The 13,468-nt window shown below is 39.5% G+C and carries 11 protein-coding genes; 8 read left to right on the top strand and 3 right to left on the bottom strand.

What is annotated here, in order from left to right:
- The first annotated feature begins 1 nt into the window (after position 1).
- From ABIB30_RS26350 to ABIB30_RS26335, 4 genes are all read left to right on the top strand, one after another.
- Positions 2 to 1,579 carry a PepSY-associated TM helix domain-containing protein gene (locus ABIB30_RS26350; protein ID WP_354306008.1) on the top strand — a complete coding sequence of 526 codons (1,578 nt, stop codon included), beginning with the start codon at positions 2 to 4 and terminating at the stop codon, positions 1,577 to 1,579.
- A gap of 105 nt (positions 1,580 to 1,684) precedes the next feature.
- The gene (locus tag ABIB30_RS26345) at positions 1,685 to 2,356 is read left to right on the top strand and encodes a superoxide dismutase (RefSeq protein WP_354306007.1); all 672 of its coding nucleotides are present in this window, start codon (positions 1,685 to 1,687) and stop codon (positions 2,354 to 2,356) included.
- A 53-nt stretch (positions 2,357 to 2,409) separates the two neighbouring features.
- Positions 2,410 to 4,134 carry a ubiquinone-dependent pyruvate dehydrogenase gene (gene poxB, locus ABIB30_RS26340; RefSeq protein WP_354306006.1) on the top strand — a complete coding sequence of 575 codons (1,725 nt, stop codon included), beginning with the start codon at positions 2,410 to 2,412 and terminating at the stop codon, positions 4,132 to 4,134.
- 5 nt (positions 4,135 to 4,139) lie between these two features.
- On the top strand, positions 4,140 to 5,117 hold the full coding sequence (locus tag ABIB30_RS26335; RefSeq protein ID WP_354306005.1) for a 2-hydroxyacid dehydrogenase: 978 nt from the start codon (positions 4,140 to 4,142) through the stop codon (positions 5,115 to 5,117).
- On the opposite strand, the gene ABIB30_RS26330 is transcribed toward ABIB30_RS26335, so the two are convergent.
- The gene (locus ABIB30_RS26330; RefSeq protein WP_354306004.1) at positions 5,089 to 5,406 is read right to left on the bottom strand and encodes a chaperone modulator CbpM; all 318 of its coding nucleotides are present in this window, start codon (positions 5,404 to 5,406) and stop codon (positions 5,089 to 5,091) included. The two genes, ABIB30_RS26335 and ABIB30_RS26330, sit on opposite strands and share 29 nt — an antisense overlap.
- 19 nt (positions 5,407 to 5,425) lie before the next feature.
- Positions 5,426 to 6,337, bottom strand: a complete 912-nt coding sequence (locus ABIB30_RS26325; RefSeq protein ID WP_354306003.1) for a DnaJ C-terminal domain-containing protein — start codon at positions 6,335 to 6,337, stop codon at positions 5,426 to 5,428.
- Between the two features lie 152 nt (positions 6,338 to 6,489).
- On the opposite strand from ABIB30_RS26325, the gene ABIB30_RS26320 reads away from it, so the two are divergent.
- Together ABIB30_RS26320 and ABIB30_RS26315 are read left to right on the top strand one after the other, a co-directional pair.
- Positions 6,490 to 7,320: a hypothetical protein gene (locus tag ABIB30_RS26320; protein WP_354306002.1), complete on the top strand. Its 831-nt coding sequence runs from the start codon at positions 6,490 to 6,492 to the stop codon at positions 7,318 to 7,320.
- 96 nt (positions 7,321 to 7,416) lie between these two features.
- The gene (locus ABIB30_RS26315; RefSeq protein WP_354306001.1) at positions 7,417 to 8,430 is read left to right on the top strand and encodes a LacI family DNA-binding transcriptional regulator; all 1,014 of its coding nucleotides are present in this window, start codon (positions 7,417 to 7,419) and stop codon (positions 8,428 to 8,430) included.
- A 49-nt stretch (positions 8,431 to 8,479) separates the two neighbouring features.
- Here the strand turns inward: ABIB30_RS26315 and ABIB30_RS26310 are convergent, their stop codons facing one another.
- Positions 8,480 to 10,213 (bottom strand): phospho-sugar mutase, encoded by a 1,734-nt coding sequence (locus ABIB30_RS26310; protein WP_354306000.1) that lies wholly within the window; start codon positions 10,211 to 10,213, stop codon positions 8,480 to 8,482.
- A gap of 248 nt (positions 10,214 to 10,461) precedes the next feature.
- Here ABIB30_RS26310 and ABIB30_RS26305 point away from each other — a divergent pair, with 248 nt between their 5' ends.
- A complete protein-coding gene (locus tag ABIB30_RS26305) occupies positions 10,462 to 11,775 on the top strand; it encodes an aspartate kinase (RefSeq protein WP_354305999.1) in 1,314 nt (437 codons plus the stop codon).
- A 187-nt stretch (positions 11,776 to 11,962) separates the two neighbouring features.
- Positions 11,963 to 13,114, top strand: a complete 1,152-nt coding sequence (lysA, locus tag ABIB30_RS26300) for a diaminopimelate decarboxylase (protein ID WP_354305998.1) — start codon at positions 11,963 to 11,965, stop codon at positions 13,112 to 13,114.
- Positions 13,115 to 13,468: the final 354 nt, after the last annotated feature.

Raw genomic sequence — 13,468 nt, 5'->3', positions numbered from 1 at the left:
GATGAGCACCGCAAATCTTAGCCGGACGTTGAAAAGGAACATGTATTCCTGGCACCGTATCCTGGGAATTATAACCATCATTCCAGTGATTTTCTGGACGTGCTCTGGTTTAAGCCATCCCATTATTGCCCACTGGTTCAAATTGCAGATTGCGCATGAATATATTAAACCCAAAGCTATCAATACCGGACAGGTCAAACTTTCTGTTAATGAGGTACTGCAAAAAAACGGGATTAATTTATTCAAGAATTTCAGGCTGATAGATTTTCAAGGTAAGACCTATTACCAGGTAAAGGACCGTAAGAACCAGATACAGTATTTTTCTGCTGCCGACGGGGTAAAGCTGTTAGATGGAGAACGTTTATATGCGGAATATCTGAGCCGGTACTTTCTGGGCGATAGCACTTCCAAAATCTCATCTGTTACACAGATCACCGATTTTACTGATGAGTATAAGTATATCAACCGCCTGCTTCCGGTGTGGAAGGTCAGTTTCGACCGTAAAGATCAGATGGATGTGTATGTGGAAACTTCACAAAGCAGGCTGGCTAATTACAATGATACCAACAGAAAGGTTTTTTTATGGGTATTCAGTAATTTTCATAGCTATGAGTTTATTGCAAAAATCACGAATAATACCGCTAGATATGTGTTGATTCTTTTGCTGGCTTCGATCGTTATCTTTTCTACTTTAAGTGGGTTATTGATTTATGGCTTTCTTTGGAAGAAGTTTAAAAAGCCGGTAACCGGGCAAAAGATAGGTTTCTTAAGGAAATATCACCGGGCTATTGGCATCTGGACTTCACTGGTAACTTTAACCTTTATGGGGTCAGGTTTTTATCATGCAACACACAAATTTACACCAGATGACCGGATTAATTATGTGTTTGAGCCTGAAGTAAAAGCGCGCGATCTGGTTGTCGCTTCTTCTGCTTTACCTGTCAATTGGGAACAAGTGAGCAATGTTTCTCTGGCCAGGTTTAATGATAAGACTTATTATCAGGTTTACCTGGTTAAAAAAGAAAACGATAGCTGGAAAAAGCAGCAGGTTGCAAAAGCCGAAACCATGTTTGGAGAGAAAGATAAAAAGACAAAACCCGACATCGCTTATTATTATGCCGCTAACGGGCAGCTCTTGCCAGATGGGATTATGGAATATAGTTATAGTCTGGTCAAACATTTTGTAGCTCAGGGAGCTGCTGATGGAGAAGCCGCTTGCTGTGAAATGATGGCCAATGCGGCAGCAGATGAATCGGCTCCGCTGATTATCTCGTCTTCAGACTACCTGACCAAATTTGATAATGATTATGGCTTTGTCAATAAGCGTTTACCAGTTGTGAAAATAGCTTTAAGTACACCGCAGCATCTTACTTATTATCTGGAAACTGCTACTGGAAGATTAGCGGCGAAAGTCCAGGATTCGGACAGAAGGGAGGGCTTAAGCTTTGCTGTATTCCATAAATTTTTACTCGTGGACTTTGCGGGGAAAAACTTCCGGGATTTTCTAACTGCTTTTTCTGCATTTGGTGTGCTGGTGGTAAGTGTTTTAGGATTAATACTCTTCATTAAAACCAAATAGGGAAAACAAATTAATTTAATAATCGTTTTAAATAGACAGCTGTTTAAACCTGCGTAATCATTTGCAAGGTTTAAACAGCTTTTTTAAATAACCCTATTGATTACGATGAAATTATTCAAGAGCTTTTTACCTATCGTTCTGTTATTTGCAGGCACACAGACCCTGAGCGCACAATTCAAACTTGCGCCATTACCTTATGCTTACAACGCATTGGAACCTGCTATTGATAAGCAGACCATGGAAATACATTACACTAAACATCATCAGGCTTATGTAACCAATCTGAATGCTGCTATAAAAGGTACTGCAGCAGAAGGTAAAAGTCTGGCGCAGATATTAGCTGTCGCTTCTACTTACCCGGCTGCTATCCGCAACAATGCCGGCGGACATTATAACCACTCTTTATTCTGGCAGATTATGGCTCCTAAACCAAAAGCTGCATCACCTGTATTTTTGAAGGAAATTGATGCAAACTTCGGTACCATGGAGAAATTTAAAGCTGCTTTTGCAGATAGTGCTGCCAAACGTTTCGGTTCAGGCTGGGCTTGGTTGATTGTGCAGAATGGCAAGTTGAAAATCACAACAACTCCTAACCAGGATAATCCATTAATGGATGCGGTTGCTGAAAAAGGACGTCCAATTTTAGCATTGGATGTTTGGGAACATGCTTATTACCTGAAATATCAAAACAAACGTGCAGACTATATTACTGCTTGGTGGACAGTGGTGAACTGGCCAGAAGTGGAACGCAGATATAACGAAGTTGTGAAAAAATAATCATCCTGTGAAAGCTGTCCCAATAGGACGGCTTTTATTTTATCAAAAATATTATGGCAAAAACAGTAGCAGCGAAATTAGTAGAGATACTTATTCAAGCAGGAGTTAAGCGTGTACATGGTTTAGTTGGCGATTCTCTGAATGGAATTGTAGATGAGATCCGTAATTCTAAAGACATCGAATGGATTCATTACCGGCATGAAGAAGCGGCAGCATTTGCTGCTGGCGCCGAAGCGCAGTTAACAGGTAAACTAGCGGTATGTGCGGGAAGTTGTGGCCCTGGAAATATGCATCTGATCAATGGTTTATATGATGCGCATAAAAGTAATGCGCCGGTATTGGCTATTGCGGCACATATTCCAAGTGAGCAGGTAGGTACTTCTTATTTTCAGGAAACGCGTCCGGAATCTTTGTTCCGTGAATGTAGCTATTATTGTGAAACAATAGCTTCGGCAAGACAAATGCCGAGAGTTTTACAAATTGCCATGCAGCATGCTATAGGGCAGAATGGGGTAGCAGTTATCAGTTTATCTGGTGATGTGGCGATGGAGAAAATGGAGAATGAGGAATTAGATCATCCTTTGTTTGTTAGTCGTCCGGCGATCCGTCCTGCCGATGAAGAATTGCAAAAGCTGGCACAATTTATTAATGAGGCTAAAAAAGTTACGTTATTATGTGGTGCGGGTTGCAGAGATGCACATGATGAATTATTGGCATTTGCTGGTAAAATCAAGTCACCAATTGTACATGCACTAAGAGGAAAAGAGCATGTTCAGTATGACAATCCTTATGATGTAGGAATGACTGGTCTGATTGGTATTTCTTCAGGTTATCATGCGGTAGAAGAAAGCGATTTGCTGCTGATGCTGGGTACTGATTTTCCTTATAAAGAATGGTTTCCGTCAAAAGCCAAAATCATACAAATAGATATCAGGCCGGAAAGATTAGGGCGCAGGTGTAAACTGGACCTTGGTCTGACCGGAGATGTCAAAGAAACGATTAAATCTTTACTGCCTTTTGTAGAAGAAGTAACGGATATCGCATTTTTAGAGAAATGTCAACAACGTTATAAAGAAAACCGGAAAAACCTGATGGGACATGCACAAATGGTCTCAGGTAAAGCTATTCATCCGGAATATTTAACCCGTATCTTAAGTGAGCAAGCAGCTGATAATGCGATATTTACAGCGGATGTTGGTACGCCAACAGTATGGGCTGCACGTTATGTGGATATGAAAAAAGGCAGAAAGCTGATTGGCTCTTTTAACCATGGATCAATGGCAAGTGCAATGCCACAGGCAATTGGTGCACAGGTAGCCTTTCCCGAAAGGCAAGTAATTTCTTTATCCGGAGATGGTGGCTTTGCAATGCTGATGGGTGATATTTTAACGATCTATCAATATGATCTGCCTGTAAAAATCATTGTTTATAACAACAGTTCTCTTGGTTTTGTCGCGATGGAAATGAAGGTAATTGGCATGCCTCCTTTTGGTACAGACCTTAAAAATCCGGATTTCGCTAAAATGGCGCAAGCTATTGGGATCAGAGGAATCAGGGTAGAAGAAGCAGAAGGAGTGGAAGCGGCGATTGCTGCGGCATTAGCCCATCCAGGACCGGTATTAGTGGATGTTGTGGTGAATCAGGCAGAACTGTCGATGCCACCTAAAATAGATTTTGAACAGGCTAAAGGATTTGGAATTTACATGCTGAAACAAACACTGAATGGTGATGGAAAAGAAGTATGGGATACAATCAGTTCAAATTTTTTAGGTAAATAGCACCCATGAATGTATTTATAACCAGAGTAATTCCCGAATCAGGTTTGCGCTTGCTGGAAGAGGCAGGGTTGAAAATCAAACAATGGACACAGCAGCGGAATATGACCCGTGACGAGTTAATTGCAGAATGCTCCTGGGCAGATGCATTGCTCAGTGCAGGGCAGCGGCTGGATCAGGAGTTTCTGGAGGCAAGCGCACATTTGAAAGTAATTGCATTGCATTCTGTAGGCTATGATAATGTAGACATTGAAACGGCAACACGACTTAAAATACCAGTAGGTAATACGCCTGGTGTTTTAAGCGGTGCAACTGCCGATACCGCTTTTCTGCTGATGATGGCAGCGGCACGGAATGCTTTTTATATGAACCGCAAGATTACCAGTGGGGAATGGGGCTTTTTTGAACCAACGGCTAATTTAGGAAAAGAGCTGAATGGTTGTACTTTGGGCGTTTTTGGTCTCGGAAAGATTGGAACAGAAATGGCTAAACGTTGTGCAGGGGCATTCGGTATGAAAGTAATTTATCATAATCGCAGCAGAAACGAAGAGGCTGAAGATTTGCTGGATGCAGAACTGGTTTCTTTTGAGGAGTTATTGGCGCAAAGCGACGTGCTGACTGTGCATACTGCATTAACCTCAGAAACTGAGGGTAAGTTTGATCATGCAGCCTTTAAACAGATGAAACCGGGTTCAATTTTTATTAATACTGCAAGAGGATCGATTCATAACGAGGCAGATTTAATTGAGGCATTGGAAAGTAAAACGATTTGGGGAGCTGGTTTGGATGTAACTAATCCAGAGCCAATGCACCCCGATAACCGCTTGCTGTTTATGCCCAATGTAGCAGTATTGCCTCATATCGGCTCGGCTACTGAAGGTACAAGGAATGCCATGGCGAGACTCGCTGCGGAAAATATTATTGCTGTATCAAAAGGGGAAAAGCCTCCTTTTCTGGTTAATCCTGAAGTTTATGAGGAAGGTTAATCCCTTCGTGGATATGGATATGAGTTTTTAAGTGCTCAATTTCATGTTGCAGGTGTTTCACTTTTTGCAACAGATTCATGATCGCATCTATACCCTCGATGTTGATCTCTAAATCATAATGGAAATGGACATAACGGTCCATTTCCATTAATTGTTCAAAATGTAAGAATTTGTTCCCGTCAATTATGGTCAGTACGATTAATCCAGACTCTTCCAGTTTTTGAATAAAAGAAGGGTCAATGGCATAATTAACACAGTAATCTCTTATAGTTATTAATTCGTTTTCCATAGGATATTGAATTATTCCATTATTTCGATAGTTCCTGCAGCTCTTTAAATAGTTCTTTTTGTTTCTCTGTCAGGCCTGTTGGTATATTAACTGTATAAGTTATAAAAAGGTTTCCAAATTCTCCTTCTTTCTTGTAAACAGGGAAACCTTTGCCTTTCAATCTTATTTTTGTTCCATTTTGAGTACCCTCTGGTACTTTTAGTTTTACTTTGCCACTCAAGGTGTCAATCGTAGCTTCTCCGCCCAGTAAAGCAGTATACAGTTCTATTTCCTTTGTTAAATAAAGATCGTCTCCCAATCTTTTGAAAATAGGGTCATCAGTGATTGTTATCGTGATAAAAAGATCTCCTGCAGGTCCGCTGTTTGCGCCCGGACTGCCCTGGCCCTTTAGTTTAATGACCTGGCCATTGGCGATACCAGCTGGAATAGAAATTCTTAAGTTTTTGCCGTTTACGGTAATGGTAGGTTTATGGGTTTCTGCTGCTTCTCTGAAAGAAATTTGCAAAGAGGCTTGTAAATCCTGGCCTCTGAATTTTGCTGCATTTCTTTGCTGCCTGCCACCACCGCCAAACATCGATTCAAAGAAATCTGAGAAATCGCCACCGCCAAAGTCTGAACCACCACCAAATCCGCCACCGAAACCACCAGAACCACCGCGTCTGCCACCGCCACCAAAAGGGTTACCTTGCTGCTGGGCCTGATCTGCATGTTTCCAGTTCTCACCGTACTCGTCATATTTCTTGCGTTTATCAGGATCACTCAATGCTTCATTCGCTTCATTGATCTGTTGAAACAGCTTATTTGCTTCTTTGTCTTTAGGATTTAAATCGGGATGATATTTACGTGCAAGTTTCCTGTACGCCTTCTTTATCTCATCCTGCGTTGCTTTTTTATCCACGCCCAGGACTTTGTAATAATCAATGTATGCCATAGTAAAAATATCAGTAATGCAAATTTACGCTTTATATAGATAACAACGTTAAATTGATTTTGAATAACATTTTTGTTAAAATCTACTCAAAGCTAACACAAACTGATTTATTTATTATAAATTGCTTATGGATTAGGTTAAACAATATTCTTATGAAAAAAATTATATTATCAGGAGGCTTTTTGCTCGTTCTCTCTTTGAACGCGGCCGGGCAGACAGACACACTTTACTCAAACAATCAAAAAATATCCTGTACAGTTAAAGAGGTAACAGAGAGCGCTGTTAAATATTCCTACCCGAATGAAGATCTGGTCAATACGGTTTATAAAAACAGCATACAACGGATTGTCTTTAAGAATGGTCGTGAACAGATTTTTACGGAGGCTTCTTCTTATAAAACAGTAAATGGGGTATCGGATTTTGATAAGGTAACAGTGACGGCTGTTGAAAGTGAGATCAAAGGATTGTTTAAGATTGGCGATGTAAGTTCTAAATCTGTAGGAACAACAGCGCTTTCTAACCAGGAAAGAGTTAAAAACCGTGCTTACCGTAAAATCAAAATACAAGCAGCTATGATGGGTGCTAATATTGTTTATCTGACAAATCAGCGTACAGAGGGGAATAAGGGAGGTACTGAATATACTGCGGCTTCGGCAGCAGAGACTAACCTTACCGGAATTTCTTACAGTAATGTGGTGCCGGCTCTGGCAGATTTTAAAAAGTTACTTAATGGCCGTACAGATTTTGCTGCTTATGAGGAATACCGTTTAGCAGGAAGTTCAAGTGATTACAGCTATAAAGAATTAATGAAAAACTTTTTTATCGGTAGTGTCCATGATGATAACGGTATTATTACAATTGATGGCGAACTGGAAGGATTGAACAAAGTGAATCAATACAGACTAGTTGGGGTGAGCAAAGATCATTTTAGCATATTTTATCGCGATAAAAGTACCGTTTACAACATAAGCGTTAAGTTTTAATTAGCTGCGATGAAATAAAATATCGGGGAGACAGTTGAGACTGTTTCATTAATAGTTTTTATTTTTCTAGCTTGGCTTTCTAAACAAAAAAACAAAATGAAACCCCTCTCTATAAAGGATATCGCAAAGAAGGCTAATGTATCTATTACTACTGTCTCTTTCATATTGAATGGTAAGGCAGAGAAAATGCGTATTAGCCAGGACATGATTACAAAAGTCGAGGCAATTATTAAGGAAGTAGGCTTCCGGCCAAACCAGGTCGCGAGAAGTCTGCGTACAGGAAATACCAATACAATTGGTTTAATTGTAGAAGATATTTCTAATCCGTTTTTCGCTGCCATCGCAAGGTTGATTGAGGATAAGGCTTACAAACATGGTTATAAGATTATCTATTCCAGCACCGAAAATAACCTGGAAAAGGCGAAAGGCTTGATCAGGATGTTTAAGTCCAGACAGGTCGACGGTTATATCATCGCACCAATGGTGGGTATGGAAGAAGATATCCGCGAATTGCTGTCTGACCGTACTCCAGTAGTCGTATTTGACCGTCATTTACCAGGATTGGAAGTGAGCAGTGTTTTGGTAGACAATATTAAAGGAACTTATATGGCTACTGATTCCTTAATTGTGAAAGGAATGAAGAACATCGCCTTCGTTACTGTCGATGTGGATGTGGAACAGATCAAGGACCGTTATAAAGGTTATGAGCAGGCATTAAAAGCAAATAAGATTAAGATAAATCCAAAACTTTGCAAACTGATTTCTTTTAATAATACTGCAGATGAGACCACCGCCGAACTGACCCGGTTTTTTACAGATAACCCAGAGATTGATGCTGTACTTTTTGCCACAAATTATCTGGCGGTAAGAGGCTTGTTTAGTTTCAGGGAGATGAATAAAAAGCTGAATGGCGCATTTAAGGTCATTGCTTATGATGATCATGACATTTTTAAACTGCATTCTCCTACAATCAGTGCGGTGGATCAGCCGATAGAGGAAATTGCTGAAAACGTAATCAACTTTATTTTAAAAGAGCTGGCTTCGGTAGATTCTTTTGAGAAAAAGGAGTTGAATAACGTAGTGTTATCTTCCAGATTGATAGAAAGATAAATAAAAAAAGCGGAAGATCATCTTCCGCTTTTTTTATTTAAAAGGATATTTACGCTTGTAAATCGTCCATCAATGATTTGATTTTAGCTCCCAGTGCCGCATCAACTGTTTTGAATTGAGCTTTATCTGCAAGCGGTGCATTAACACTGCAATAGAACTTGATTTTAGGCTCTGTACCTGAAGGACGGGCAGAAACAATACTTCCATCCTCTGTAATAAATTGCAGTACATCAGAGACAGGGAAATCAAGTTTCGTTTTCTCTTTCGTATCTAAATTAGTTTCCACACCTAATTCGTAGTCTTTTAAAGTTTTTACTTTAGAGCCTCCAAGTTCCAATGGCGGATTATTTCTGAATTTCTCCATCATGGCCTTGATTTCTTCAGCACCAGTTTTTCCTTTTTTAGTCAGAGAAACCAGTTCTTCTTTATATAAACCATATTCTACATACATATCCAGCATCGCATCATATAAGCTGCTGCCTTTATCTTTATAGAAAGCAGTCATCTCAGCGATGAAAGCACAGGAAATAATCGCATCTTTATCTCTTACCAGCTCACCGATCAAATAGCCATAACTTTCTTCACCACCGCCAATAAAGGTTTTTTTGCCTTGCAGGCTAGTGATCAGATGGCCGATATGTTTAAATCCGGTCAGCGTATTAAAATATTCAACGTTTTTAGCTTTGGCAATTTCTTCAACCAGGTTAGTGGTCACGATAGTTTTAACGATATACTGGTTACCATCTAATTTACCTTTTTCCTGCCATGCAGTAAGCAGGTAGTTGATTAATAAACTACCAGTCTGGTTTCCGTTCAGCAATACAAATTCTCCATCGTTATTTTTAACAGCGATACCAACACGGTCAGCATCAGGATCAGTTGCCAGAACAAGGTCTGCGTCAATTTCTTTCGCTTTATTTAAAGCTAAAGTCATTGCCTCTTTTTCTTCCGGATTAGGATAAACCACAGTAGGGAAGTTTCCATCTGGTGTACTTTGTTCTTTAACCAAAGTCAAATTGGTAAATCCAAATTGAGCTAATGCTTTAGGAACTAAAGTGATTCCAGTACCGTGAATCGGAGAGTAAACTATTTTAAGGTCTTTTTGTCTGGCGATTGCTTCCGGAGAAACTGAAAGTGCAGTGATCTGATCAAGGTATAAGGTATCGATTTCCTCGCCGATCAGTTCGACAAGTTTATCGTTGCGTTCAAATTTAACTTCATCGATGCTTTTAATATTAGCAACCTCATCCATCACCATGTTGTCATCAGGAGAGGTAAATTGGCCTCCGTCAGCACCATAAGCTTTATATCCGTTATATTCTTTAGGATTGTGTGAAGCGGTAAGCATTACACCACTGCGGCATCCTAAGTGTCTGATCGCGAATGAAAGTTCAGGAGTAGGGCGTAATTCTTTAAAGAAGTATACATGGATTCCATTAGCGGAAAATACATCAGCAGTGATTTTGGCGAAAAAGTCTGATTGGTTCCTGCTGTCATGGGCAATAGCAACTTTAATTTGCTCTCCCGGATACTTTTTCAGCAGATAATTGCTCAGACCTTGTGTGGCTGTACCAATGGTATATTTATTAATCCTGTTAGAACCAGCTCCCATAATACCGCGGAGTCCACCTGTACCAAATTCAAGACTTCTGTAAAAGGCATCTACTAATTCTGTGGATGCTTCACTGTCTATTAGTTTTTGGATTTCTTCTTTTGTTTGTTGGTCATAATTGCCATTAAGCCACTCGTTAATGGTGTTTTGTATTGCTGCTTCTAATTGCATGTTCTCCGTTAATATTTGATTATTCTGGTCTATAAACAAAAGAAAGGGTATGGATGTTTTTAAGAACTGTTTTTAAATTCTAAATGCTCCAAATTTAATTTTGTTTATAGCATGATTATTAAGGGCGTTTTATTAATTTCACGCCCTAATGCAATTATATACCAAATTAATTGAATTAAAAATATCTGTTACAAATAAATTAACTGTAGATGGAGTTTTTAGTTTAATTATTAACCCAATTTAGAAACATGAAGATATTAAAGTTTGGCGGAACTTCTGTCGGAAGCCCCGAGCGGATGACGAAATTGCTGGATATTATTAATCCGGCAGAAGAGCAAATTGTAGTTTTATCAGCAGTGTCTGGTACAACCAATGGTTTAGTAGAAATTTCAGGCAAACTTTTAAAGGAAGATAAACAGGGGGCGTTAATTTTAATTAACGCCCTAAATCAAAAATATAATGAATTCGTTATTGAACTTCTTCCTGAGGGTGATTTCCGGGAGCAGGGGCAGGAAGTGGTGAATTACCATTTTCAATTCTTATCTACCCTGGTCAACGATATTTTTACCCCGGTTGAAGAGAAGGTAGTTTTGGCGCAAGGCGAATTATTGTCCACTACACTTTACCATATTTATCTGAAATCTATTGGCGTGCCTTCGGTATTATTACCTGCGCTTGATTTTATGAAAATTGACGAAGATAATGAACCTGATATTCCTTTTGCAACGGCAAATCTTACGCCTTTGCTGGAAAAACATAAAGGCAATAAGTTATTTATCACACAGGGTTTTATTTGCAGAAATAGTTTTGGTGAGGTAGATAATCTTCGCCGTGGTGGAAGTGATTATACGGCTTCTCTGATTGGTGCTGCTATTTTAGCGGAAGAAGTACAGATCTGGACGGATATTGATGGGATGCATAATAATGATCCAAGAATTGTAAAGGGTACGAAACCAATTTCTCATCTTTCTTTTGATGAGGCTGCGGAGCTTGCTTATTTTGGAGCTAAAATCCTTCATCCCCAGTCGGTATTTCCGGCACAGAAATATAAGATTCCGGTGAGGTTATTAAATACGATGGAGCCTTCTGCTGCGGGAACATTGATTTCTGCGGAGAGTGAAAAGGGCAAAATCAAGTCTATCGCTGCTAAGGATGGTTTGATTGCGATCCGGGTGCAGTCGAGCCGCATGCTTTTGGCTTATGGTTTCTTGAGAAGGGTATTCGAGATTTTTGAGCGTTATAAGACACCGATTGATATGATTACTACTTCGGAGGTTGCTGTATCTTTGACGATTGATTTCACGGACAACCTGGATAAAATTGTAGAAGAGCTACATGCTTTTGGTTCTGTAGAGATTGACAGGGAACAAACGATTGTTTGTGTAGTGGGTGATTTTGGTGCGAGCAAACATGGTTTTGCGTCAAGAGTGCTTGATTCTATCAAACATATCCCGATCAGAATGATCTCTTATGGAGGCAGTAATTATAATATCTCTTTATTAGTTAATACAGGAGATAAAACAGAGGTACTGAGAAGTTTACACAACCGCATTTTCGAATAAAAAATCGGTTTATCTCTTTTTGAGATAGGTAAGGACTGCTATAATAATGAAAATGAGTACGATAAAGAGTCTGACTCTTCTGTCGTATTCATTTTTGTTGATTTTCTGACGTTGAAGATCGAAATAGTTGCCCAGGTAAATCAACAGCATTCCAATTAGACAAAATACAATAAGATATTTAAACATTATGTTTTCTAACAAAGATATAGCACAGTTTGCAGATTTAGAAACGCCTTTTTATTATTATGACCTGAGTTTATTACAGCATAGCTTAAGTGCTTGTGCTGAAGCGGCTAAGGTTTATGATTTTCATGTGCATTATGCAATGAAGGCGAATTTTAATGATACGCTGCTGAAAAAAATTAAAGAAGCTGGTTTAGGCGCTGATTGTGTAAGTGGCAATGAGGTGAAGAAGGCCATTGAAATAGGTTTTGACAAGAAACAGGTCGTATTTGCTGGCGTCGGTAAATCGGATAGAGAGATTAATGAGGCACTGGACCTGGATATTTTCTGCTTTAATGTAGAGTCTGTTCAGGAGTTAGCGGTGATCAATGAGCTTGCTGTAAAGAGGGGTAAGGTAGCCAAAGTTGCGATTCGTATCAATCCTAATGTGGATGCGCATACGCACCATAATATTACAACCGGACTGGATGAGAATAAGTTCGGCGTGAATTCATGGGATCTTCCTGATTGTGCGGAGGTTCTAAAGGTTTCTGCCAATTTAGAGTTTATAGGTATACATTTCCATATTGGTTCACAGATCACAAATTTAGATGTTTTTAAGAATCTTTGTGTAAGGATCAACGAGTTCGCGAAATGGTTCGAAGATCGTGGTTTCCTGGTAAAGGTGTTAAATGTTGGCGGTGGACTGGGTATTGACTATCAGAATCCTGAGCAACAGATTCCTGATTTTGCAGCCTATTTTAAGATTTTCAATGACTTTTTAGAGAAAAGACCGAATCAGGAGGTTCATTTTGAGCTGGGAAGAGCGATTGTTGGTCAGTGTTCTTCGTTGATTAGCAGAGTGCTTTATGTGAAGAATGGCAAGAGCAAGAATTTTATAATTCTGGATGCGGGAATGACGGAGTTAATGAGACCGGCTCTTTATCAGGCTTATCACCAGATCGAGAATCTGAGTAAACAGGATGGAGAATTGGGTGTGAAGTATGATGTGGTGGGCCCGATTTGCGAGAGTACAGATTGTTTTGGGAAAGAGGTTTTGTTACAGGAAACGGAAAGGGGCGATTTAGTGGCGATCAGGAGTACTGGGGCTTATGGTGAGGTGATGAGTTCACATTATAATCTGAGGGAAAATGTAAGGGTGGCTTTTAGTGAGTAGTTTCTCCATATAGTATATAAAAAAAGCAACAGGCCATATTTCTGCCGGCATTCCTGAATTAGGAATAAGGTCAGAAATATGGCTTGTTGCTTTTTTTATACCTTAATTTTTCAGAATTACCCTTTACATAACTAAAAGGACACACTTTCATTTAAGTCAGTATGATAATTGTGAAGGGGTGAGTTGTTGGTCAAGGAGGGGAAAGGTTTAGATTGGCTTTGAGGAGCAGCGTTGTTGATTAAGGATAGGAAAGGTTTAGATTGTCACTTCCTAAAAAAGCTATACACTAAAAACAGTGTATGGAGAATAAAAAAGGTGGAGGATTAGCTCTTCCAAGAAATGGAAAACGTTATG

The sequence above is a fragment of the Pedobacter sp. UYP1 genome (assembly GCF_040547305.1).
Classification (GTDB): Bacteria; Bacteroidota; Bacteroidia; order Sphingobacteriales; family Sphingobacteriaceae; genus Pedobacter.
The sequence above is the reverse complement of the archived record's forward strand: the minus strand, read 5'-3'. Positions and strand labels throughout refer to the sequence as shown.

Excerpts from the sequence above, each read along its gene's own strand:
- ABIB30_RS26350 (WP_354306008.1), top strand. The coding sequence starts at position 2 with ATGAGCACCGCAAATCTTAGCCGGACGTTGAAAAGGAACATGTATTCC.
- ABIB30_RS26345 (WP_354306007.1), top strand. The coding sequence starts at position 1,685 with ATGAAATTATTCAAGAGCTTTTTACCTATCGTTCTGTTATTTGCAGGC.
- poxB (WP_354306006.1), top strand. The coding sequence starts at position 2,410 with ATGGCAAAAACAGTAGCAGCGAAATTAGTAGAGATACTTATTCAAGCA.
- ABIB30_RS26335 (WP_354306005.1), top strand. The coding sequence starts at position 4,140 with ATGAATGTATTTATAACCAGAGTAATTCCCGAATCAGGTTTGCGCTTG.
- ABIB30_RS26330 (WP_354306004.1), bottom strand. The coding sequence starts at position 5,406 with ATGGAAAACGAATTAATAACTATAAGAGATTACTGTGTTAATTATGCC.
- ABIB30_RS26325 (WP_354306003.1), bottom strand. The coding sequence starts at position 6,337 with ATGGCATACATTGATTATTACAAAGTCCTGGGCGTGGATAAAAAAGCA.
- ABIB30_RS26320 (WP_354306002.1), top strand. The coding sequence starts at position 6,490 with ATGAAAAAAATTATATTATCAGGAGGCTTTTTGCTCGTTCTCTCTTTG.
- ABIB30_RS26315 (WP_354306001.1), top strand. The coding sequence starts at position 7,417 with ATGAAACCCCTCTCTATAAAGGATATCGCAAAGAAGGCTAATGTATCT.
- ABIB30_RS26310 (WP_354306000.1), bottom strand. The coding sequence starts at position 10,213 with ATGCAATTAGAAGCAGCAATACAAAACACCATTAACGAGTGGCTTAAT.
- ABIB30_RS26305 (WP_354305999.1), top strand. The coding sequence starts at position 10,462 with ATGAAGATATTAAAGTTTGGCGGAACTTCTGTCGGAAGCCCCGAGCGG.
- lysA (WP_354305998.1), top strand. The coding sequence starts at position 11,963 with ATGTTTTCTAACAAAGATATAGCACAGTTTGCAGATTTAGAAACGCCT.